The organism is Tenacibaculum sp. A30 (assembly GCF_051200845.1).
In the GTDB taxonomy this organism is placed as follows: Bacteria; Bacteroidota; Bacteroidia; order Flavobacteriales; family Flavobacteriaceae; genus Polaribacter.
Genome location: NZ_CP195160.1, coordinates 1,607,929 through 1,632,199, shown reverse-complemented (window position 1 = coordinate 1,632,199; position 24,271 = coordinate 1,607,929). Strand labels below are relative to the sequence as shown.

The 24,271-nt window shown below is 31.4% G+C and carries 19 protein-coding genes; 13 read left to right on the top strand and 6 right to left on the bottom strand.

Annotation, left to right across the window (positions count from 1 at the left end; all coding sequences use genetic code 11):
* Nucleotides 1-41 precede the first annotated feature (41 nt).
* From ACR9ES_RS07855 to ACR9ES_RS07840, 4 genes are all read left to right on the top strand, one after another.
* Nucleotides 42-584, top strand: coding sequence for a DUF2911 domain-containing protein (locus ACR9ES_RS07855; RefSeq protein WP_435253799.1), 543 nt, complete (start codon nt 42-44; stop codon nt 582-584).
* 123 nt (nt 585-707) lie between these two features.
* Nucleotides 708-3,521 (top strand): leucine--tRNA ligase, encoded by a 2,814-nt coding sequence (leuS, locus tag ACR9ES_RS07850; protein WP_435253798.1) that lies wholly within the window; start codon nt 708-710, stop codon nt 3,519-3,521.
* Between the two features lie 109 nt (nt 3,522-3,630).
* Nucleotides 3,631-4,587 carry a hypothetical protein gene (locus ACR9ES_RS07845; protein WP_435253797.1) on the top strand — a complete coding sequence of 319 codons (957 nt, stop codon included), beginning with the start codon at nt 3,631-3,633 and terminating at the stop codon, nt 4,585-4,587.
* 216 nt (nt 4,588-4,803) lie between these two features.
* Entirely contained in the window at nt 4,804-5,673 is an 870-nt protein-coding gene (locus ACR9ES_RS07840) for an acyl-CoA thioesterase (protein WP_435253796.1), read from the top strand.
* Between the two features lie 66 nt (nt 5,674-5,739).
* On the opposite strand, the gene ACR9ES_RS07835 is transcribed toward ACR9ES_RS07840, so the two are convergent.
* The 3 genes from ACR9ES_RS07835 to ACR9ES_RS07825 form a co-directional block, all read right to left on the bottom strand.
* On the bottom strand, nt 5,740-8,001 hold the full coding sequence (locus ACR9ES_RS07835; protein ID WP_435253795.1) for an inorganic phosphate transporter: 2,262 nt from the start codon (nt 7,999-8,001) through the stop codon (nt 5,740-5,742).
* A gap of 72 nt (nt 8,002-8,073) precedes the next feature.
* On the bottom strand, nt 8,074-9,276 hold the full coding sequence (locus ACR9ES_RS07830) for a porin (protein ID WP_435253794.1): 1,203 nt from the start codon (nt 9,274-9,276) through the stop codon (nt 8,074-8,076).
* Between the two features lie 269 nt (nt 9,277-9,545).
* Nucleotides 9,546-10,430 (bottom strand): metallophosphoesterase, encoded by an 885-nt coding sequence (locus ACR9ES_RS07825; RefSeq protein ID WP_435253793.1) that lies wholly within the window; start codon nt 10,428-10,430, stop codon nt 9,546-9,548.
* A 269-nt stretch (nt 10,431-10,699) separates the two neighbouring features.
* On the opposite strand from ACR9ES_RS07825, the gene ACR9ES_RS07820 reads away from it, so the two are divergent.
* The gene (locus ACR9ES_RS07820) at nt 10,700-12,706 is read left to right on the top strand and encodes a M20/M25/M40 family metallo-hydrolase (protein WP_435253792.1); all 2,007 of its coding nucleotides are present in this window, start codon (nt 10,700-10,702) and stop codon (nt 12,704-12,706) included.
* Between the two features lie 266 nt (nt 12,707-12,972).
* On the opposite strand, the gene ACR9ES_RS07815 is transcribed toward ACR9ES_RS07820, so the two are convergent.
* Nucleotides 12,973-13,707 carry a hypothetical protein gene (locus ACR9ES_RS07815; protein WP_047787857.1) on the bottom strand — a complete coding sequence of 245 codons (735 nt, stop codon included), beginning with the start codon at nt 13,705-13,707 and terminating at the stop codon, nt 12,973-12,975.
* 272 nt (nt 13,708-13,979) lie between these two features.
* Between ACR9ES_RS07815 and tssD the strand changes: the two genes are divergently transcribed.
* From tssD to ACR9ES_RS07775, 8 genes are all read left to right on the top strand, one after another.
* On the top strand, nt 13,980-14,765 hold the full coding sequence (gene tssD, locus ACR9ES_RS07810) for a type VI secretion system tube protein TssD (RefSeq protein WP_435253791.1): 786 nt from the start codon (nt 13,980-13,982) through the stop codon (nt 14,763-14,765).
* Entirely contained in the window at nt 14,758-16,158 is a 1,401-nt protein-coding gene (locus ACR9ES_RS07805) for a hypothetical protein (RefSeq protein WP_435253790.1), read from the top strand. The genes tssD and ACR9ES_RS07805 overlap by 8 nt, the downstream gene beginning before the upstream one ends.
* Nucleotides 16,148-16,855, top strand: a complete 708-nt coding sequence (locus ACR9ES_RS07800; protein ID WP_047790774.1) for a hypothetical protein — start codon at nt 16,148-16,150, stop codon at nt 16,853-16,855. The genes ACR9ES_RS07805 and ACR9ES_RS07800 overlap by 11 nt, the downstream gene beginning before the upstream one ends.
* Nucleotides 16,856-16,860: 5 nt before the next feature.
* A complete protein-coding gene (locus ACR9ES_RS07795) occupies nt 16,861-17,046 on the top strand; it encodes a hypothetical protein (RefSeq protein WP_047790773.1) in 186 nt (61 codons plus the stop codon).
* Nucleotides 17,047-17,472 carry a hypothetical protein gene (locus tag ACR9ES_RS07790; protein ID WP_047790772.1) on the top strand — a complete coding sequence of 142 codons (426 nt, stop codon included), beginning with the start codon at nt 17,047-17,049 and terminating at the stop codon, nt 17,470-17,472.
* A gap of 99 nt (nt 17,473-17,571) precedes the next feature.
* The gene (locus tag ACR9ES_RS07785) at nt 17,572-17,814 is read left to right on the top strand and encodes a hypothetical protein (RefSeq protein ID WP_047790771.1); all 243 of its coding nucleotides are present in this window, start codon (nt 17,572-17,574) and stop codon (nt 17,812-17,814) included.
* A gap of 4 nt (nt 17,815-17,818) precedes the next feature.
* The gene (locus tag ACR9ES_RS07780; RefSeq protein ID WP_047790770.1) at nt 17,819-18,700 is read left to right on the top strand and encodes a hypothetical protein; all 882 of its coding nucleotides are present in this window, start codon (nt 17,819-17,821) and stop codon (nt 18,698-18,700) included.
* Between the two features lie 62 nt (nt 18,701-18,762).
* Nucleotides 18,763-19,347 (top strand): hypothetical protein, encoded by a 585-nt coding sequence (locus ACR9ES_RS07775; protein ID WP_047790769.1) that lies wholly within the window; start codon nt 18,763-18,765, stop codon nt 19,345-19,347.
* 108 nt (nt 19,348-19,455) lie between these two features.
* Here the strand turns inward: ACR9ES_RS07775 and ACR9ES_RS07770 are convergent, their stop codons facing one another.
* On the bottom strand, nt 19,456-21,423 hold the full coding sequence (locus ACR9ES_RS07770; protein WP_435253789.1) for a DUF5689 domain-containing protein: 1,968 nt from the start codon (nt 21,421-21,423) through the stop codon (nt 19,456-19,458).
* Nucleotides 21,424-21,436: 13 nt separating this feature from the next.
* Entirely contained in the window at nt 21,437-24,187 is a 2,751-nt protein-coding gene (locus ACR9ES_RS07765) for a carboxypeptidase-like regulatory domain-containing protein (RefSeq protein WP_435253788.1), read from the bottom strand.
* Nucleotides 24,188-24,271 lie beyond the last annotated feature (84 nt).

Below are 24,271 nucleotides of genomic sequence, written 5' to 3'. Positions count from 1 at the left end.
TTTGGAGACAAATCTCCCAATTATTAACTAAAAATTTAAAAATGAAAAAATCAATTTTATCAATTATTGTATTTGCTGTAGCTCTAGTATTCTCTAACGAAGTTGTAGCTCAAGATTTCTCGAACTTAGATAAAAGTCCGATGGATGCAGCTACATACCCAAGTAGTTACAGAAATTCAGATAAAAAAGTAAAAATTATTTATAGTCGTCCTCAGTTAAAAAGAAGACCTGTATCTCGTTTAGCAGTTGCAGGTAAAGTATGGAGAACAGGAGCAAATGAAGCCCCAGAAATTACTTTTTACAAAGATGTAAACTTTGGAGGAAAAGAAGTAAAAGCAGGAACATACTCGTTATTTACCATTCCAGGAGACAAAGAATGGACGGTTATTTTAAATACTGCTAAAAATGTTTGGGGAGCTTATTCTTACAACGAATCAGATGATGTAGTACGTGTTACAGGAAAAGTTTCTAGAGCAAACGAAAATATTGAAGCTTTCTCAATCGCTTTTGATGGTGAAGAAGATGAGTTTAATATGTATTTAGGTTGGGGTAACGTTGTAGTTACTGTACCGGTTAAAGGGTAAAACTTATTTAAAACAAATAAAAGGCTTCATTGGTTTTGTACTAATGAAGCCTTTTTGTTTTTATAGCTTTTCACATCCAAACGATAATTGTAAATTTGCATCCTTTAAAACAAGCGATTACAAATGCAATACAATCACCAAGAGATAGAAAAAAAGTGGCAAAAGTACTGGGCAGATCAAGGTACATTTAAAGCTAAAAATAATTCTGATAAACCAAAATATTATGTGTTAGACATGTTTCCTTATCCATCAGGAGCAGGATTACACGTAGGGCATCCGTTAGGGTATATCGCATCTGATATTTATGCACGTTACAAGCGTCATAAAGGGTTTAATGTATTGCACCCACAAGGATATGATTCTTTTGGATTACCTGCAGAACAATATGCGATTCAAACAGGGCAACATCCAGCTATTACTACTGAAACGAATATTAAAACCTACCGTCGTCAGTTAGATAATATTGGGTTTTCGTTCGATTGGTCTCGCGAAGTACGTACTTCAAATCCTGAGTACTACAAATGGACACAGTGGATTTTTATCCAATTGTTCAACTCTTGGTATAATAAAGAGACTGATAAAGCAGAAGATATTGCAACCTTAGTAACTACCTTTGAAGCAGAAGGAAACGCGAATGTGGATGCAGTTTCTGATGAAGATATTGCTGTTTTTTCTGCGGAAGAGTGGAAAAGCTTCTCTGACAAAGAACAACAAGAAATACTATTACAATACCGTTTAACATTCTTATCTGATACCGAAGTAAACTGGTGTCCAGCTTTAGGAACAGTACTAGCTAATGATGAAATCGTAAACGGAGTTTCAGAACGTGGTGGACATCCTGTAGTTCGTAAAAAAATGACCCAATGGTCTATGCGAATTTCTGCGTATGCACAACGTTTATTAGATGGATTACAAAATATCGATTGGCCACAACCTTTAAAAGACTCTCAAACCAACTGGATTGGTCGTTCGCAAGGAGCGATGGTTGCTTTTGATGTTGATGGACACGATGCTAAAATAGACGTGTTTACTACACGTCCTGATACTATTTTTGGAGTGTCTTTTATGACCTTAGCTCCAGAGCACGACTTGGTGGCGAAAATTACTACTGCTGAACAAAAAGAGGCTGTTGAAGCTTACGTAGAAGCTACAGCAAAACGTTCTGAGCGTGATCGTATGGCAGATGTAAAAACCATTTCAGGAGTGTTTACTGGTGCGTATGCTTTACACCCATTTACAGGAAAACAAGTGCCGATTTGGATTGGTGATTACGTATTAGCAAGCTACGGTACAGGGGCTGTTATGGCGGTACCATGTGGTGACCAACGTGATTATGATTTCGCAAAACACTTCGGATTAGAGATTCCGAATATTTTTGCAGATGTTGATATTTCTGAAAAAGCGAATGATGCTAAAGACGGAATTAAATTAGCAAACTCTGATTTCTTAGATGGTTTAAATTATAAGAAAGGAATGAAAACTGTAATCTACGAATTAGAAAAACGTGGATTTGGTTACGGAAAAATAAACTATCGTTTACGCGATGCAGTATTCAGTCGTCAACGTTATTGGGGAGAACCATTCCCAGTATATTACAAAGACGGAATGCCGCAAATGATTGAAGCGAAGCATTTACCAATCGTATTACCGGAAGTAGAGAAATATTTACCTACTGAAGACGGAAAACCACCGTTAGGAAATGCTGAGGTTTGGGCGTGGAATAGTATTGAGAATAGAGTAGTGAGTAATGAGTTGATAGACAACGAAACTGTTTTCCCATTAGAGTTAAACACAATGCCAGGGTGGGCAGGAAGTTCTTGGTATTTTAACCGTTATATGGACTCGAATAATGAAGGAGAATTCGTAAGTAAAGAAGCGGTTGACTATTGGAAGCAAATAGATTTATATATTGGAGGTTCTGAACATGCTACAGGACACTTATTATATGCACGTTTTTGGCAAAAATTCTTATTTGATAGAGGTTTCTTACCTGTTGATGAATTTGCTAAAAAACTGATTAACCAAGGAATGATTTTAGGAACTTCTGCTTTTGTGTATAGAGTTGAAGGAACAAATACGTTTGTGTCTAAAGGATTGATTGGAGATAAAAAAGTACAACCTATTCATGCTGATGTTTCGTTGGTAAATTCTTCTGATGAGCTAGATGTTGAAGCATTTAAGAATTGGAGAGAAGAATTCAAAAATGCTGAATTTATTTTAGAAGACGGAAAATACATTGTTGGTCGTGAGGTTGAAAAAATGTCGAAATCGAAATACAATGTGGTAAATCCAGATTTAATTTGTGAAGAATACGGTGCGGATAGTTTACGTTTATTTGAAATGTTCTTAGGGCCGTTAGAGCAAACCAAACCCTGGAAAACATCTGGTATTTCAGGAGTGCATTCTTTCCTAAAGAAATTATGGAAATTATTTACTGATGAAAACGGTATCAACGTTTCTGATGCTGAACCAACTAAAGATGAGTTAAAAACTTTACATAAAACGATTAAGAAAGTAGAAGAAGATATAGAGAACTTCTCGTTCAATACGTCAGTTTCTACCTTTATGATTGCAGTAAACGAGTTGACTGCTCAAAAGTGTAATAAGAGACAAATATTAGAGCCGTTATTAGTGCTAATTTCTCCGTATGCACCACATATTGCAGAAGAATTATGGAGTCAGTTAGGACACAACGAGTCTATTGCAACCGTAGCTTTTCCAAAATTTGAAGAAAAACATTTAGTGGAGAGTTCTAAGAACTACCCGGTATCTTTTAATGGTAAAATGCGTTTTACGTTAGAATTACCGTTAGATATGAGCAAAGACGAAATTGAAAAAACGGTAATGGAACACGAAAAAACACAAGCACAATTACAAGGAAGAGAACCTAAAAAAGTAATTATTGTTCCAGGAAAAATCATAAATATTGTAGGATAATAATACTACAGAATATTATTAATCAAAAGCCTTTACATGAAAATGTAAAGGCTTTTTTGTATTGAGGAACCAAAAACTTTTCTCAAATTTGTTTCCCTAAAAAAGCAATATGAAAAAAATATCTCTCAATAGCTCTTGGTTTTTTGCAATAATTCCAATTGGAATCTTCATTTTTGTAGCACTTCCACAGCTGCAAAATATGTATGACGCATTTCATAAAAGAGAAATGAAGGTGCAACAAAGTGTTCGAGAACTAGACTCGCTACAACAGCTTACTAATCCTACAAGAAGAGATTTAAATAATATTAAACGCCTAGAAATTAGTGTTCCAAGTCAAAAAACGGGTATTGCAAGAGAGCGATACACTTACTATAAAACAGGAGGAATGTTAGCTCTATTAGCTTTTATGTTTGTTGGTATGTTTGGTTCTAGTTATTGGGCAAAAAGAAAGAAAAACTCGTCAAATAATAAACAAATAGAATTTTCTTTTGAAGATTTTACAACAGACGCTATAGGTCAATACATTTCTTGGAATCCAGTTAAAGGGTCAGGGAGTAATTTTCTAAGCGAACGTTTACGAAAAACGAGTTCTGGATATAAAATTACTTCGAGTTCTTATATGAAATTTATGGCTTGGAGTTTCCTTTTAATGGGATTAAATTATGTGGCTTGGTCTTATATAGAGTTTTTTGAGTTTTCAAAAGAGCCATTAACCTTTATGTATGGAGGAAAAATCTTTTTTACCTCAGGTGGACCGTTTTTATTAGTGGGTATGTTCTTACTATTTTCATTTGGATCTAAAGTACAACTAAACTCACATAAAAGAAATGTGTTGGTAGATGGTGAAATAGTTCCTTTTCAACAAGTATATGCATTACAAGTATTATCAAAGTTTGTAGAAGGAAACAAGTCTGGAGGTTACCATTGTTACGAGGTGAATTTAGTTACTCAAAGTGGTGAACGTTATAACTTGTTAAATCATGGAGATAAAGAATACTTGTTGAGCGATATGGTAAAAATAAGTAGATTTTTAAAAGTGCCTGTTTGGAATAAAGGAGTGGTATAAATCCCAATATTGTTTTTTTATTAGTAAAAAGATACTAGAAAAGGTGGATAATGAGTTGTAAGAGTACAAGTAGTTTTTAGTCATGTAGTTTGATAGTATTCGAAATCATATTTTAAAGCTTATTTTTGAACAAAATTCAGTCAACAAAACTTAGGTTAATAAAGCCTTTTTAAAATAAAAGTATAAAGAATTAACACTCTTTATTGTAATTAAGACATGAAAAACACAGAAGAATTATTAAATATACTTACCCTAGACGATTTAGGAAATGGAAACTTTAATGGAGTAAGTAGAGATATAGGAAGTCCTAATGTTTTTGGAGGTCAAGTACTAGCTCAGGCCTTAAATGCAGCGTATAGAACAACACCTAAAGAGCGTATTTTGCATTCACTACACTCGTATTTTTTAGAAGCGGGAAATTTAGAGTTACCCATAACATACAATGTACAAGCTATTCGTGATGGTGGCAGTTTTTCAACCAGAAGAGTTACGGCCCATCAAGAAGATAAAACTATTTTTATTTTGTCTTGTTCATTTCATAAAGAAGAAGAAGGGTTTGAACATCAAAAACCAATAAAAAAAGACATAAAACAACCGGAAGAGTTGTTGAGTTGGACAGATGTGTTAGATCAATTTGGAGCTTTTCTACCTCAAAAAATGAAAGATTTTTTAAGTATTGAAAGACCTATAGATTTTAAACCTGTGCAAATAGTAAATCCGTTAGATCGTAAAGATTTACCACCTGTGGTTGATGTTTGGTTTAAGTTGAAAGGAGATGCGAAAGATTTACCATTAGGAATAAAGCAGCAAATACTTACTTATATTTCCGACTACAATATTTTATCAGCATGTTTAAATCCGAATGCTAGTATTGCTAATTTTGGAAATACACAAATAGCGAGTTTAGATCATTCGATGTGGTTTTACCGTGATTTTAATTTTGATGATTGGATGTTATTTTCAATAGAAAGCCCAAACGCTTTTGGAGCTAGAGGTTTTGCTAACGGAAATATTTATACAAGAGATGGAAGATTAATAGCCTCAGTTGCTCAAGAAGGATTAATGAGACCAATGAAAAGAAGCTAGTAAGACTATATAAGAAATAAAAGGAATAAAAAAACCGAGTTACTAAGTAACTCGGTTTTTTATTTGTTAAGCGTCTATTTCAGCAGATTTTGTACTGACGTGAAATTCTTCGTATGTTTCTAATAAACTCATTAAACCAGAAACTAAATCTTGGGTCTCGATTAAAATACTAAAGTATAATGTAGTGTTTTTCGGACTCGTTTCATCGGTTCTAATACGGTCTACTTGTTTTTCAATAGATTGAGAAACATCTTTTAATAATTCTTTCTTCTCATTAATGATATGTTCTAAGTTGTCAAAACTTCTATTTTCAAAAGTTTCACTAATATCTTCTAATAATTTAGAAAGAGTATTGTCGATGCTCTTTAAGTCTTTAATTTGACCTTTTTTAAGGTTTTTATGGTTGTTATTTACGTGTTTGTACGTAGCTCTAGAAATATAGCTAATCGATTGTGCTACGTCTTGTAAATACCCTAAAATCAAGATATAGAATCTACTTGCTTGTACCGAAGTATCATCTAACGACTTAATAAAGTAGAATACACCATCTTTTAAATTATCAATTTCATCGTTTAGTTTCGTAACGTGCTTATCTGTTTTACGCAACTTTACTAAATCGTGCGTAGCTAGATCTTTCACAACGCTAGAGTATAATTTGTTAATACGTTGCGCAACTTCAGCAATGTGGTCAGAACTTTCTTCAATTACTCCATTAATAGTAATTAATTCTGCTCTTTCCATGTGTACTTGCTTCTTCTCTTGTTTAGATTTCTTTCTGTGTTGTAAAGTATTTCTTGCAATTAAAAGAGCAACAACTAATAACAATACAGGAATCATTACTTTATCCCAGCTAATTAAGTAAGCAACTAATGCAGCCGTAGCAAAAGCAGTAATAGCTGTTAAGAACCATCCTCCAATTACGTTGATAACACCAGCAACTCTATATACAGCACTTTCACGTCCCCAAGCTCTATCGGCTAACGAAGTACCCATTGCTACCATAAAAGTTACATAAGTAGTTGATAAAGGTAATTTCATAGAAGTTGCAATAGAAATTAAGATACCCGCAACAATTAAGTTAACAGCGGCTCTAACTAAGTCGAAAGCTGGCATTTCATACGTTTTGTCTTTAGGTAATTCTATTACTGGTTTTTGAAATTTAGTATCAATATAAGCTAATGTTTTTTGAGGAACAATATAGCTGATAGCTGCATTGATACCCATAGCACTTCTTACTACGATTCTTGATAAAGGGTTTGGTTGAAATTTTTCATGTCCATCACCTTGACGAGATAAATCGATACCGGTTTTAATTACTTCCTTTGCTTTGCTTGAAGTCCATAAAGTAATAACCATAATTGCTCCAGCTAATAATAATAACCAAACGTTAGAAGGTACTTTTTTAGCTAAAATTCCCATAGAAAAAGCATCAGGAGCAACTCCAGATATTTCCCAAGCTTGGTAAGAGTTCCATGCAGCGATTGGTACACCAATAAAGTTTACTAAGTCGTTACCAGAAAAAGCCATTGCTAAAGAGAAAGTACCAATACCAATGATTAATTTTAAAATATTAACTTTAAAGAATTGAATTAAAGCATGCGAAATAGCACTCCAAAAAACAAAACTTCCAGCAATAATAAGTAAGGTGTTTCCTTCAATTAAATGTTTTACATCACTGTAAAAAGGAGTTCCTTTCATACCTTTAATAATGATGAAATAAGTAATTGCTGTAATAGCAAAACCACCAAATAATGAATTTATATAGGTAGGTCTTTTCTCAAAATTAAATGAATAAATTAAACGAGAAAAGAACTGAACAATAGCTCCGACAGAGAAAGCAACTACTACGGAGAGTAGAATTCCGTTTATAATTTCAACCGCTTTTTTATGGTTGATGTAGTTCCAAATATCTGAAATAGATTGAGAGTCGTTAGCTGCAATTTTGATTAATGAAATACATACAGCTGCTCCTAATAATTCAAATACGATAGAAACCGTTGTTGAGGTTGGCATCCCTAATGAGTTAAAGATATCTAGTAATAAAATATCGGTAATCATTACTGCCATAAAAATAAACATGATGTCTTGGAACATGAACATGTTAGGATTGAAAATTCCTTTACGAGCAACTTCCATCATACCACTTGATGTTACGGCTCCCATAAAAACCCCAACACTCGCAATTATCATAATATTTCTTACTTTAATTGCTTTAGAACCGATTGCTGAATTTAAAAAGTTTACAGCATCGTTACTAACTCCAACAACCAAGTCTACAATAGCTAAAACAGCCAAAGCGACTAGCATCAAAATATATGGATCTCCCATTTTTTAGTTTTTAATTAAGTTTTGCAAATTTAGTTACACAAGAATGCTCTCATGTTATGTTTATGTTATCATTTAAAGGTGTATGTCGACCTGTAATCTATACATTAATTGATTAGTAGCTGTCGCTATATCTAAGTAACTAATGTCGGTTTGTACTTTTAATTTATGACCAACAATATACTTTGATAATCCTATTGTATATTGATTTTCAGTCCCTTTTCCTGTGATTTTTTTATCTAAAGAAATATTAGTAAAACGACCAGATATTTCCCAGTTTTTAGAAAACAAATATCCTGATTGAAGGTTTAAACCACTTCCTACTTGTACAATTTCTCCAGTAAGTGTGCCGTCTGAGTTTTTTGCGAAAGGATCTTCGGCGTCTCGGTATGAATATTCTCCCATAAAAGAGAATCCTTTATACTTGAACATAGCGTCCATAAAAAAGGTTGATATGTTTGTTTGATAGTATCCTTCATCATTAACCATATAAGTACCTTGGTTACTTCTAGTTTTTACGGCATTGTTATTAAAGTCGTAACTCATACCAATAGCAAGTTTAGGTGTTTGTTCTCTTTTTAAGTCACCACCTACATAATCTCCTTTACCTTCAAACTTTCCAAAAGGTAAAAGTTCTAGATGAGCGGTATATTGATGTCCTCCTAGGTTGCCTACAGTAACATTTCTTCCTTCACCTTGAGAAAAGGCTAGTGCTTCTTTTACAATAAACTTGTCAGATAAATTAAAATGGTGTTTTAATTGTACTCCCATATCTCTATCAATATTAAAACGGCTGTTTAATAGAGAGCGATCTACTAATTGCATATCACCTGAAGAAATAATACGCTCGCGGTTGCCAGGTAGTTTGGTTTGCCCAAACCATAATTCAAAATTTTGAAAGAAATTCCACTTTATAACAGCATCTAATATATATCTTGGTGCATTTCCTGTGTGTTCAGAAGCGCCACTAATATCTCTATTAGATAACCCAAGCTCCATTTTATATTTTAATTTAGGGGAAAAAGCAAATCCTTTAAATTTTAAACGAGCTCTTCTTACTAACATTGAAGATGTTGGGTTATATAAACCATCTTTGTTAGAATCCCATTCGGCAGTTGCTAAGAATTGCATTCTGGCACTCATTTTCATAGACCAAGTACTATCTTTCCCTATGATATTAAATAAGCCATTACCAAATTTTGAGTCTTTTCCTTGTTGTGCATATATATGCGCCAACATAAATATACTTACAGCTGTAAGTATTTTTTTGTAATACATTAAGGATAATTTATTAGTTTTTGTCGAGACAAATTACTAACCCTAATGTTAACTTAAAGTTAAGCAAATATTAAAAAAACTGCCTTGTTTTCAAGGCAGTATATGGTAAGTCAAATAAATAGTCGACAAAAACTAATAAATTTATATTGACCATACACCTCAAGTTAGAGGTAATTCAAAAGTATTTCTCTTTTTTAATGTAAATATTAAGTGTAATTTAATAAATTGTTATATGATGTAATACCTGAAGTTAAGAAAGAGTTAAGGTTTTAAATGTAGTTAGTTATTTTTTTAGGTCCTTCAAGAACTGTTCTTGTTATTTGCATGGTACCATCTTTATTAGTAATTACATGCCATTTAATAAGAGTTATTTCATTGTTTTCAATTTCTAAACCAGTAATGCATCTTGGGTGTACACAACTACCATCGTTAAAATGTGGAAGCTCGTTTTCTGATGGAAATCGAGGACGGTGTGTATGTCCTGTAACAATCATTTGGTTATTATTGTTTTTAATCCATTTTTCCAAACGTTTCTCTATCTTTATGAGCTCTTTAAAGTTTTGAGCGGGACTTGTAGGGTCTTTAATTCCATGTATTTGTAGTGGTCGCCATAGTAAACGAACTAAAAACCTACTTAATTTCCAAAAAGTATAGTTAAACCAATCTGCTTGATGACCGTGAAGTAAAAAAATAGATTTCCCATTTTCTTGTATCAATTTAATTGCTTCTGAAAAGGAAGCATTGGGCATTAATTCTTTCTTTTTTCCGTCAATGGTATCGTAATAAGAGTTAAAGTTTTTAGCAACGTTTTTAGGTTTTCTGTAATTCATATCATGATTTCCCCAAATAAAATGTAGTTTGTTTTGTTGATGAAACTTTTGAAGTAATAAGTAGATGTTTTTATTTGCATTGAAAATATTTGCAAATTTATTTTCCCAAAGCTCATCACCATCTCCTAATTCTATATAAGTAAATTCTTTTTGTAAATATTGAGATAATGCATAGTGATATATTTTTCGATTGTGAGCAAAATCATCAGCAAAACTGTTATCACCTCTATGGCAATCAGAAAATAAAATGTATTTAGAATCCTTGTTTAAAGGTAGTTCTTTTGCTTTCTTAAAAGCTTTGGTTATCCTATGTTTTGAAAACATTTGCAGCAAAAATTTGTGTGTATATAAAGATGCAAAAAAAGGAATATACTGCAAAACTGGTTGAGCGATAGAATGAATAAATTTTAGAATTAAGTTTATAACTAAAAGATAATTAAAAAAACAATTGTTGTTCTATGATGTTAATTTTTAATAACTTACGCAAAATTTTAAATTAATATTAATACCCTTCAAAAATGAAAAAAAAGTATTTTCTACTTTCGCTACTATTGCTGTGCCTTAGTTTTTCTACTATTTACAGCCAAAAAAAGATGTTTTATGGTACCATTGAAACTAAAGACGCCTTAAAACTGCAAGAAGTTGCTCCTTCTGATATTAAAATTATTTCCTCTGCTAATGGCTTCAGTGCTGTTAAGTTAAGTGATTATGCGGCAGAAAAGTTACACCATATGATTTTAACTCATGGTCCTGGGTTTATTTATGAGTCTTCTGAAAAAGATGCTTTACAAACAATTCAGAAGCTACAAAGTAAAAAATCGCATTATAAAAGAGCTTCTTACACTATTAGTGAAGACCAACTTGTAAATCAAAGTTTGGGTTTGGTGAATAATACAAATATTGCGAATCAAATAGTAGAGCTTGAAAACTATGGTACTAGATATCATACTACACAAAAGGCAAAAGATGCTGTTCTGGATTTAAAACAGAAATGGGAAACCATGGCTAGTGGCAGGTCTGATGTTAGTGTGAGAATAGTTAATCACAATAGTACCACAATGCCTTCGGTTGTTATGACTATTCAAGGTAGTGATCTTCCTAATGAATATGTAATTATAGGTGGACATATTGACTCTGTTAGTCCAGAAAGAGAAACGAATGCGCCTGGTGCTGATGATAATGCTTCTGGTATTGCTACAATTACTGAAATGGCAAGAGTACTTTTTGAAATGAATTTTGAACCAAAAAGAACTATAGAGTTTATGGCATTTGCTGCCGAAGAAGTTGGTTTAAGAGGTTCAAAAGAAATTGCTGAAGATTATAAAAATAGAAATGTTAATGTGTTGTCGTATGTGCAGTTTGATATGACGAATTACAAAGGGTCACCAAAGGATGTTTATATTTCTGATGATAGTTATAATAGCAATACCCTTAATGCTTTTTTAGCTAGCCTTATGGATCATTATAATGCTTCAGGAAGTCATCAATTTACTTACGATTATACACGATGTAATTACGGTTGTTCCGATCATTATAGTTGGGCACAACAAGGGTATGATGCGGCTTTTCCTTTTGAGGCTTCTTTTAATGGTTCAAGTCCATATATTCATACAGTGAACGATACGTCTGACCGATTTCCAACTGCAAATGCTACGCATGCGGCAAAATTTGCGAAACTTGGTTTAGAGTACTTAATTGAAGTAGCTAAAAGTAAAGGAAGCGTTAGTGTACCAACGTATTGTGAATCAAAAGGAAATAATGTAAATGATGAATATATTCAGAATGTAACACTTGGGTCAATTAATAATAATTCAGGAGCTACAAATGGATATCAAGATTTTACTAGTATTTCTACTGATTTAGAACGAGGTAGCTCTAATACAATTACTATTACTCCTAAATGGACAGGTACAGTTTATAAAGAAGGATATACTGTTTGGATTGATTATAATCAGGATTCTGATTTTGAAGATAACGGAGAGCAAGTGTGGGTTAAAAGTGCTTCTACTGATAATTCAGTTAATGGAAGCTTTACTGTACCTACTACTGCAAAATTAGGTAATACAAGAATGAGAGTGTCTATGCGATACAATAATACTCCTTCTTCTTGTGGTTCATTTGATTATGGTGAGGTTGAAGATTATACTATAAATATTGTAGAAGGAGATGGAGGAACAAGTACAAATATTTGTGATGGTGTGCCTCAATATGATTCTTCCCAAAACTATCAGGTTGGTGATAAGGTTGTTTATTTTAATGTTTTGTATGAGAGAACTTCAAATGGATGGAATAATATAGGAAATTGTGGTAGTGCTAAAACCGATAATTTAAATGTAAGGCAAGTTTTAGTAAATGATAAAGATGTAATTGTCTTTTCACCTAACCCTATTGAAGGAAATTCTATAGTTTTACAAGTAAATAATGAGTTGTGGAAAAATAGAGAAGTTGCTATTTATAATGCTAACGGAAGGTTGCTTACAAAAGTAAAAATGAGTTCTAGAAATAGTAATATAGATGTTTCAAAACTATCAGCAGGAATTTATTTTGTGTCTTTAGACGATACAAGAAAAAGGTATACTAGACAATTGGTTAAAAAGTAGGTTTTACAAAGTGTAAAAATAAAACTTTAAGTTAGTAGAATTATTATTGCAACTTCTTTATATGTTATTTGAGTTTATAGTTTTATAAATGTTTATGATAAAAATAATATTGCAGTAAGTAAAAATATTAAAGAAGTTATAAAAAGTATAATTGAAGTATATAAAATAATAAATTCAGTTAGCTTAACTATTTTTACCATTTATAAAAAAAATACTGCAGTTACACTTTGTGTAACTGCAGTTTGCTTTAATAATAAAGCTATTAGTTATTTTCTTATAACTTTAAATTCTAACCCACTTATTTGTTTGTATTTAGGGCTTTTGGTACCGAATATACTTTTTACGTAAAGTTTTACTTCTTTTGATGTTTGTACTAAGCCTGTTAATGGATTGTATAGTGTATTGTTTCTTTGAATCATAGCATTGCTGTACTGTGTATAGGCATTAATTAGCTTTGTGTTGTTTTCTTGTAATTGGTTAAGTTTAGCCTGTAACGAAGTTGTTTTTAGTTCTTCTTCGTTTGGGTTGTAAATGGTATTTTGTACTAAAACTTGTATGAGGTTTGCAAAGTGGTTGATTAACTGATCGTAAGATTGTTGTGAGGTGGAAATTGTTTTGTTTGTTGACTCTTCTATTGTTTTTTCTTTTTCTACAGTTGTTTTTTTTGACGACCCTTGTAGTTTTCTGTTAATTGTTTTTGCATTTTGAATAGCTAACGCATCTGCGCCAGATACTATAAAACTATTAAGTGTTTTTGTTGCTAGTGATTTTAAGTTTGCAAAAGCATTTTTACGATTGTTCACTGCGTTACTATACGCTGCTTTTGCAGTGGCTACTTCTTCTAATTTTTCTGAGGCAGTGGTATATAGTTTTTCTAATTCAGTAATAGTTAACCGTGTATTTACAGGGTTATACGTTTCTGCATATCCTTTACAAAAAGATATTAGTTCTTGAAAGTTAGCTACATTTTTTGCATGACCTGTTTCTGAAATTGATGCCATAAGATTGTAATTTTAAGTTATTGTATTGTTTTTTGCTTAACCTTATGGGTTATAAAGGATGTTAATTTTTTATTGTATACAGCAATTTAAACACAAAAGCAATTTTTATAACTTCTTTTTGTTAAGCGCTTTAAATATAGTAGTTTTTTTTAAATTATTTTTCTATCTATTTTTTTGCTCTTATTTTATTTCTATTAAATTTGTTACCAATGTTTTTATGTAGAAGCTGTTAAGTTTCTGTATAACAGTGTTTAGCTATAAAGAAAATTACTATGAATATAAAAGCCAAACTCTTTGTGTGTGGAGAGGAACGAGAATTAATCTCTACTAGTTTAAATTACATTCGTCTTACCGATTGGAATGGTAAACCAACATCAGCCCTAATGGGAGGCGCTTTTACCGTTACTTTTGAACCAGAAATGTACGATGATACCTTTATTGAATGGATTATAGCCGATAGAAAAGACAATAAAAAAATACGTCATCCTTTTAATCTTTATTTATTAAGAGATGGGAAAGTGGTTTTTTATGAAGATGATTTTGATGGAGTAGAGCTATTCCAATACAACTTTCAAGATGGTGTACTTATAAACTACCATGAGGTTTTTGATAACCAAAAAGGTATGCAGGTTACCTTAACCATATCGCCTGCAATGCAAGATTATCGTTTTTTTAATAATAGTACCGATTGGAGAAGAAAAAGCCGTACTCGTTATATAAAACCATGGCAAGAGAGTTTTATACCACCTATAGAAGAAACTCCTTATAAAGCGAAAGAAGATATTATGCCAAGATTTAAAAGGTACTTTTTTGAAAATAAGAACGGAGAACGAATACAACAGGAGGATATTGAGGTAAATGAAAAAGTTATCTTAGTTATAGAAACAGAAAATGCAGAGGGAGAAACAATAACCATTGATTTAAAAGACGATAACTTAAATTATAAATACCAAGATAAAGTATTAGAAAACGATATTTTGAAAAGAGTTTCAATCACAGGGAAACAAACAAAATTAGAATTAATAGCTATTGAAGAAAAAGTAAATAAAAATGACTAAAGAAAAGGAAAGAACGTACAAAGGAATAGCTTCTTTTGATAGTGGTAAAGGAAATACAATGGAAATTACTTTTCCAAAAGTAAGACCAGCATTAAAGTTTATAGCAAATTTAAGAAGGCTAGACAATTACAAAGGAGAGTTTGGTTTTGATTGGATGAGAGATGATTATCAAACTATATGTAAAGATTACGAAAAGTTAAAAAAAGAATATACTCTAACTAAAATTCATGATGAAGATTACTTTGTGCCTTGGTTAAGTATGTTTCCTCAACAGGAGGATATAAAACTTAAATTAGAAGTTGAGATATTAGAAGGAACAGCAACAGACGTTGATATAATTAAATTGCCTGAAAAAGAAGGTATACGTTTTGAACCTGAACAAGTAAAAGTAAATGAATCTGAGAGTAAGCAAATAAAAATTATCTGTAATTCGCCTTTGAGTAATGATGTAACAATTGACCTGTTAGATAAGAATGATGAAAAGGTAGGAGCGATTAGTGTGGTTAAGAATGATGAAGATTTAGTATTAAAGGTAAAACTTGTAAAAGTAAAAGGGGATGAGATTGATAATAGATATAATGAACAAACGTTCAGTAATATATCTGAACATTGGGAATCGGAACTGTTTAACAAATTAACCAATAACTGTTTTAATCAGGCTTTAATTAAAATTGAAAAAGAAACTACAGAAGAAATGGTTATTGATGTTGACAATTATATTGAAGAAGGAGTATTAGATGTTTTTGTTGATGATGAAGGAAAAAGAGGGATTCCAAGAATGAATAAAGGTTTTGATAAAAAATTATACAAAGACTTTGTTACTAAAAATGGGGAAAACAATGGAATCATATTTTTTCTAAGTGCGATTCATCAAAAAGGAACAGAAGCAGGTCATGGATATCCCTACCCAAGAGATACTAACTATATTATAATAGTTCCGTCTTCAGTAGGAGGAGCTTTAGAGACTTATCAACATGAATTAGGACATGCATTAGGATTACATCATGTTTGGGAATCGTCCAATATTTATAAAGATAAAATTTTAGCAATAGAAGCTGAACAAAGAAAAATTGAAGATTGGTTTAATAAGTACAAAGAATATCCTAATAAAACGAAAATAGGAAAAACAAATGAAACTCTTGGACAAAGAAGAGAAGAATACAAAAACTGGTTAAATGAATTAAAGTTAGAGAAAAAAGACAGGATGGACTTGTCTAATCCACTTTTTACTTTTAACAAATCCTCTACGGAAAACATAATGGATTACATGGGGTATTATATTTATGAAAATGGAGAAAGGGTAACAATAAACAATCCTAATAACCTCATTAGTTTTTGGAAATGGCAATGGAAAATGATAACTAAAGAAGTTAAAAAATATCATGGTAAATAAATATATATATATAACCTTTTTTATATTCATTATTAATGTTTGTTTTGGGCAGGAATATGACAAGAATAAGTATATCAAACTCTCACAATTAGAATTTAAGGAGGTTGTTAGAAAATCTAAATCACTATCAGGAAATTACTATATAACTCATTTAAAAAAAGGTGAGCTTGTAGGTATTGATATTAAGAGATATCTAAATGGGAAAAAGACAGGAGAATGGTTAGGTTTTATAAAAACCATAGGAATTATGGACATGGCTTCTGTATGCAACTATGAAAACAATAAATTACATGGATATTTTTTCATAACAGATAACCACACCTATTATGAAGAAGGTTATTATGAAAAAGGGAAAAAGTATGGTTTATGGACAAAAAAAGTCTTTTTTAACAAAGATTTTATTGAGACTATCAAGTATAATAAAAACGGTAAAAAGCATGGGAAATACACAAAAATAGATTTTGACTCTAAAGAAAAAGAGTATATATCATATAAAAATGGAAAAAGACACGGAAAATACTATTTAGAAAACAAAAAAGATAAAAAAACAATAATAGGAACATATAAAAATGATTTAAAGCATGGAGTTTGGGTCATAACAGATGAATATTTATTAAACATAGATAGAGATGGTAAAATCATACCTAATATTAAAAAAGAACATTACAAAAAAGGAAAATTGATAAAAACAGAATAATTTTGATGCTAAAAAAGAAGATAGAAAAAACAGTATTTACAAATAAAAAAATCCAATCAACATATTTTTCTAAGGGCTTAACAAAAGAAAATTTTTTAGATTACGTATCTTCTTCTTCTGCAAGAATTAGTTTTTGGAAATGGCAATGGAATGTTATGTTTAAAGAAGTGAAAAAATATTATTCTAATTAAATGAAAAGGTATATATATATTATTTTATTCTTGTTTTCTTGCTCTACTAAAGTAGCTCCAATCAAGGTTATATCAACTACAGAGAAACAACAAAACAGCAAGATGAAATTATTATCAGGTAAGATACTTCCAGTTCCACAACCAAAGGAGTATACTTCAGCAATTTTATTGTTGTATTATAATGATTCTACCAAAATTTACGCAGGTTCTGATTTTGATGGGAATTTTACTTTTTACGATTTTAAACCTAATAAAGTTGATGAAAAATCATACATATATGCTGCAAATAAAGGGTGTATTCCTAAAAAAATAATGTTCTTTAATTTAAAGACACCTATACTTATTAAATTAAAGCAAGATTCTATAAATGGACTTTCGTATGATGAATATATTAAACTATTAAATAAAAATAGACCTATTGATTAATCATGATTCAAATTCAAAGAGCGTTTCATTCAGCACTTTAATCCTAAACGAGGTAAATTACTGAATAATGTTGTAGAAAGTGGTTCTGTGATTCATAAAATGAAAGGTTCTACTAAGCTTGAACGAGAGATGTATGAACAATACATTATTTTAGAGAAATATGGAGGAGATATAACAAAAAAAGGAAGTAATGAACTCCATAAACTTTTAAATAGAGTAAACCCTGTAGGTGGACGATTTAAACTAAACACACCTAAAGGATATGAAGAGTTTATGGATAAAGCTTTAGAAATTGCAAAAAAATATGATTTACCAACGAAATTTGATCCAATAAACTTTTAATATTATGTATTTGTCAGGCTTTAAAGATGCTCCATATTTAATGGTTAAACCAGATTCGGATTTAGAAAACATAAATCCTGATTTTCTAAAAAATAAATATACTGTTAGACTTTTCGGTAAACATAATAAACTATTCATAGAACGTTTTGTTGAAATTTTTAAAGATGTTAAAAACTTAGATTTAGGAGGTCAATACGGAAATAATGGAGATAATTCTTTTGTTTATAACCTCCCAAAAATAGAAGGATTAGTTATTCCTTTATGGAGGGATTGTGATTTTATTTTAGATTGTTCAAAGCTTCCTAAATCACTATATTCATTACATTTAAATGTCTGGACAAAAAAAAGCATTATAAATATCGAAGCATTAAACAAAACTAATTTACAACATTTAACCATTTCAGATTTTGACGAAAAAGACCTAACAAAATTAAGTAGTTTAACTAATTTAAAAACCTTAAGTTTTAAAACAGCAAAAATTAAATCTTTAAAAGGAATTGAAACTTTAACCAATTTAAAGTGTGTGTCTTTTGGTGGTGTTAGAAGTTTAACTGACATTTCAGATATAACAACTTTACAAAAGTTAAAATATTTAGAATTTGATATTTGTTGGAAACTACAAAATTTTAATCCTATTGGAGAATTGAAAGAATTAGAAGTATTACAACTTATGGATTGTAAAAATTTAGCATCTATTAAGTTTGTTAAAGATATGCCTAACTTAAGACAATTATATACTTTAGGAACGACTATTATCAGCGATTTTGATACAACTCCTGCTGAAAATGTACCTGTATTTTTTGGAAGTCAATATAAAAAGTATAACAAACAATATCCTGAAAAAGAAATACAGGAAGGACAAAAATCTTGGAGTAGTTATTTGTAGTTAGTGTCTATGTTTAGTCTTAACTATTCATTATGTTGATACTCTAAAAAAAACTGCAATAGATGAAAAAGAATATAGATAAAGAAATAGAGAAACTTATTAATCCATCCGTAGTTTTAAGAATAGATGGTTTAAGTAAATCAAACCCTGAGTATAATTTATATTTTTTTAGTACTCTACTACTTTGTATATGGGAAAGTCTTTACAATAAAGATTTGAACCCCTCTTATCATATAAAAGATTCTGTTGGAAATATATATTTTAATGAAGAATTACGAATTAAGATAAATAATGGGGTTAATACAATTATAAATACGGCAAAAGGTTTAAGGTTAGAAAACAAGCCAAAGCCTTTTTTTATGAGTATATATGATTATTTATATATAGAAGACTCAAATAGTAATAAGCTATATTGTTATAGCAAAGAGCTTATGGGGACTAGTTTGTTTAATAGTACTATGTTTTCAGTTGAATTAAAAAAGCCTATAGACGAGTTAACGGAAGAGGATTATTATAGTTTTCTAGGGAAAAACTTTAAAGAGAATAATGGTCGATTAATAAATGGAAAGGAAGAAAAGGTGTTTTTAACGTTACATAGCTATAATCAAAAGAAAAACGTGTGGAAAATCCGTCTACTTACATTTTGATAAATATTTTGTGATTATTAAAAACTAAGAGCATGAATCTAGTGTCACTTAGCTAAAAAAAAAACAACCCAAGGTTTAAGCCTTGGGTTTTTTATATCAAAAAAGAGATTATCTTACTCCAGGTGTAAAAGCACCAGGAGCATCTTGAGGTGCATTTGTAGTACCTGCATCTCCTGTGTCATTCCAAATATCCCATTCTGCAAATGTATATGTTGGGTTTCCTTGTGTTACTGAAGCTTTACGGTAAGCTCTACCATCTTCAAATTCGTGATTTGTACCAGATCCATCTTCCCCAATAACTCCAAAGATATCGATTACAGTTCCGCTTGGATCTACTAGCTCTAATTGGTCGTCTCCGTTAGAATCTGCTGCTGCAGAAGTAGACTCCATATCAGCAGTAACACCATATATACTTGAGAGTTCTGCAGCATTTTTGGCAATTACAAAAGTACTAGTTGCAGCTATGGTTTTACCAGATAAATCAATTGAAGATGTTGATGAAGTAGCATCATTTGTATATCTTCTAATTGTCCAACCTGTTAAGTCTATTGGATCTGTTCCAGAATTATATAACTCTATAAATCTAGCATTAGCATTATTGTTAGGGTCTGCTAATTCTGAAAAGAAAATAGGATTAGTAGTAGTACCTCCACATGTAACATAGTCTTCTGTAAAATTAAGATCAGTTTCGTTTCTTAAATAAATTTGAGGAGTACCTTCAAAAACAGTCATAATACCTGTTATAACCCCTTTTTTATCATTTACATTATTGTTAGCAAAAGTTGCCTCTTTTCTAACATAAGTGGTTAAAGGAATACCATCACATTCAGTGATTAACTCATTATTTCCATTATAAATTTTGGTATTGTCTTTAAACTGTACTCCATTAATTTGTACTAATTTACTTTCGTAATCACCAGTTAAAGCCTGAGCGAAAGTGATAGTTTCAGGGGTTGGTAAAGTGCCTGCTGTAGATTTAATAATACTAGAAGGAGAAATGTTTAATTGTAATAAATCGTTATATTCACTTAGTTTAGTTCCTCCAACAGCGATTTCTACTTCGTCTCCTAAGTTTAAGTTATGATCTCCACTAAAACGTAAAGCAATACCAGCAGTAGCATCTTGAGCAAATGCACTTAAGGGGTGTAAGTTACCAGCAGCTAAATCAGAAGTAATAACTACTTTTATTTTTAAGTTTTTTGTAATTGTTGCTTCTCCACTACCTTTATAAAAGGCTTTAACTTCATTTAAAGTAGCGTCAATAGGAGGTGCGTTACAACCATATTCATCAGTAAAGTTAATATCATTAGTGTTTCTAAGAATTAATTGATAGTTACCAGCAAATTCATCTAAAATAGCAGTAATGCTACCTTTGTTATCAGGAATATAATATTCTTTGAAGCTAACAAATTTACTTGTTGAAATATCAATTTTTTCAAAAGTTTCACAAGAAGTCATGGTTCTTGTAATATAACTACTGTCTTCAGGGTAAGCATATTGTAATCCTTTTGTTTCAGATTGGAGGTTTTCAATTTTAACTAAGGTATTGATGTGATTTTCAGTTAACTCACCAATTGTTAAAGTAGTTGGTATAATATCAACGATTTCAGAAGACCTATCTATTTTACTTATATAATCGTTAGCGCTTATTCTATCAGTACGATTACCAGTACCTTTGATACCTATTTCAAAAGCTGAATATGGTTTGCTTAAGGCTAAACCTTTTAGTTTTACATATATTTTTCTTCCTATATTATATCTAGCACCTAAGTTAGCATCATCAATTTTAATTACAACTCCTACTGTGGGATTTTCAGGCTTGTCTTGAATAACTAATTCTTTATAGAAATTTCCTTCTCTGTCGTCAGAAACAACATAACCAAAGATAGTGGTGTCGTCATTAAATTCTACTGGAGAACCATTGTACAAAGCAATGATTTCATCTAACGATTTTAAATTAGCGTACTCTTTGTCTGCTCCCATTGTTGGTAACTCAAAGTCGTTGTTATCAACACATGAAACAGAAATTGCAATAAATAAAATTGCAAAAATCTTATATAAGTTTATTTTTTTCATTTTGAATGTTTTTTTAGAATCTATAGTTTACGTTTAAGAAATAAGTAGTACCTCTACCGTACCAGTATTTGTTTCCGAAAGAAGGCGTTCCGTTAGCGTTATCGTCGCGTAGCTCACGGTAATTAGCATTTCTTCCTTGTTCGAAACCTCCTGTTTTATATTCTTGGTTGAATAGGTTATTTACACTTGCAAATAAGCCGATATATTTACCATCACCTACTTTCCATGATTTTCCTCCAATAATATTTACTACAACGTAGTCGTCAAATTGTTCTTGTTGTAATAGTTGTCTAGCTAATATTGGGTCATAATCTGCAAAAGCAGCACCGTCTACATCTTCAATAAAGTTAGATGATCTTGTAAGTGGAGCTACATCAATATAAGCCTCATCTAAATAATTTAAAGTGGCACCAAACCACCAATAATCTGGGTCTCTATATTCAAAACCAAAAGAGTATGCTTTTTGAGGTCCTGCAGCTAGTTTATAATTTTTTAAATTAGATTTCCTACTTTCAAAACTGAACGAAGGATCGTCAGATTTTAAGACGATATCAGGATTATTATTATATGTGTATTGACCAATGTTTGCGGCCCCTTTTAATTTAATTGTAGGAGTAACTTGTGCTTCGATACCCAACTCAACCCCAAAGTGTCTTTTATCAATACCGGTTAAGATTTCTTGGATAAAATAAGAATTATCTTGAATATCTCCTCCAATACCGTCAGCAAAGTAGAATGAAATTTCTGTAGCATCTTTAATGTCTGTATAATAACCTGTGATTCTTGAAGTAATTAAAGGGCTTCTAAAAACATAGCTAACATCTCCAGATAATATTTTTTCACTATTTAATTCAGCAACATCAGCAACTGTAACATTGTTAGCTCTTGAGTTGGCAAAAGAGTTACGCAGAGAAGGTGCTTTTGTAATATAACCTCCGTTTACATCAATTAAGTGACGACCAGAAATTTTATAGGTTAATCCTCCTTTAGCTCCATAGTTAAAGAAATCTAACTTATCTGATTTTCCGTAAGAGTTAGTTGGAAAGTATCCGTTTTGGAATAAACCTTCTCTTTGGTGTGTAGTATTGTTCGCTTGTCCTGCTATATAAAAATCAACTTTGTTGTATTTGAACTGTAACTGAGCAAAACCGCCATATACTTCAGAATTGAAGATATAGTTGTATTTAAAGCGGTCTCCTAGTCCAATTGTTCTATTAGGAGTTAAAAGATTGCTTTGTTGTTGGTTAAAATTATCACCAAAAGTATTTACATCTAAATAACCTACAGCTCCAAGCATATCTATTGGAGAAGCAAAGTTTTCAGACTTTAACTTTCTATACTCACCACTTGCAGTTAGTGTAATATTTTCATTTAACTCTGAAGATAAAATCATATTAGCTGTTAATTGCTGATCATCGTTTCTATCTTCATATAAAATTACACGAGCATTTTCAGGACTACCTTCGTTTCCAATATACAATTCATCCCAATCAATTTGTCCATCATTTTGGAAACCAGTTAATGATTTGTATGCATTTTCATAATCTGGTCCATTAGGATCTGATAAATACCAACTTGGTAACTTTCTGTAATACGTAGGATCAGGATTGTTAGCACCGTTATAATCTAAACGACTATTGCCGATTTCCCCAAATTGAAAACCAACATTTGTGTTTAATGTTGTGTTATCAGAAAGGTTCCAATAGTGATTTAACATAACGATTGGCTCGTATAATCTTTTAACTCTAGAGTTTCTGTTTTTGTCTCCTTGTTTTCCCCAATATGAGTTATAACGAATTCCTTTAATATCAAAAACCTCTTGAGTATTTGGTGAAGATTTTCCTCTTTCGTTCTCTGCAGCAATCACAGTTAAGTTTAAGCTATGAGCATCGTTAATTTGCTTTTCAAGTGACAAAAAGATGGAGTTGGCATCGTAAAAAGTACCATCAATATATCCTTCGTTACCAGCTCTTCTACTACCAGAAACAGTTATTGCCCATCCATTAGCTAATAAACCAGAAGAATATGTTGCCATTAGACGGTGGTTGTAACTTCTATTAGAAGAAGCATAAGAAATACGTCCACCTTCACTATATTCAGAAGCTCTTGTGTTAATATTTGTAGAACCTAAAACACCACCAAAAGCATAGTTTGAAGGAGTTAGTCCATTACTAAATTCTTGGTTACGCAATACATCGTTTAAACCTCCCCAGTTACTCCATTGAGGTCTTCCGTTGTATAGTTTGTTCATTTCAATTCCATTAATCAAAACTTTACCATTTTCAGAATCTAAACCACGTACTCTGTAAAAAGAGCCACTCCATTCAAAAGCGGCAGTACGTAAATATACATCTCTAGAGGCTTGTAGTAAACCAGAAATGTTATCAGCAGCACTAGTATCATCATTTAACTCATCATCTGTAATAGTGATGGTGCTTAAATCTTGATCTTCAGATAAATCTTCATACATAAAGATTGTGCCTAAATCTACTGTTTTTCCAGATAGTTCAACTGGAAAGTTTTGGGTTTCATACCCATTTACTGATACCGTTACAATTTGTCTTCCGTTTGGTAACCCATTTAGTGTAAAAGCCCCGCTGGCGTCTGTAGTACTCGAGACGCTTACTTCTTTTATACTTACAGAAACACCTTGCATAGGATTTTCAGAATCGCCGTTTATTACAATCCCCTTTACAATGTTCTGTGCATTCAAGCCAAATAAACCTGAAAAAAGCAATAACATTGTTATCGTAAAATTTTTCATAAATGATTGTTTGTAAAATATTTAAATACATTTGTTTCCCATAGCTAAAAAATAAAGCGAAAGGGAGGCAAAACTACGAAAATT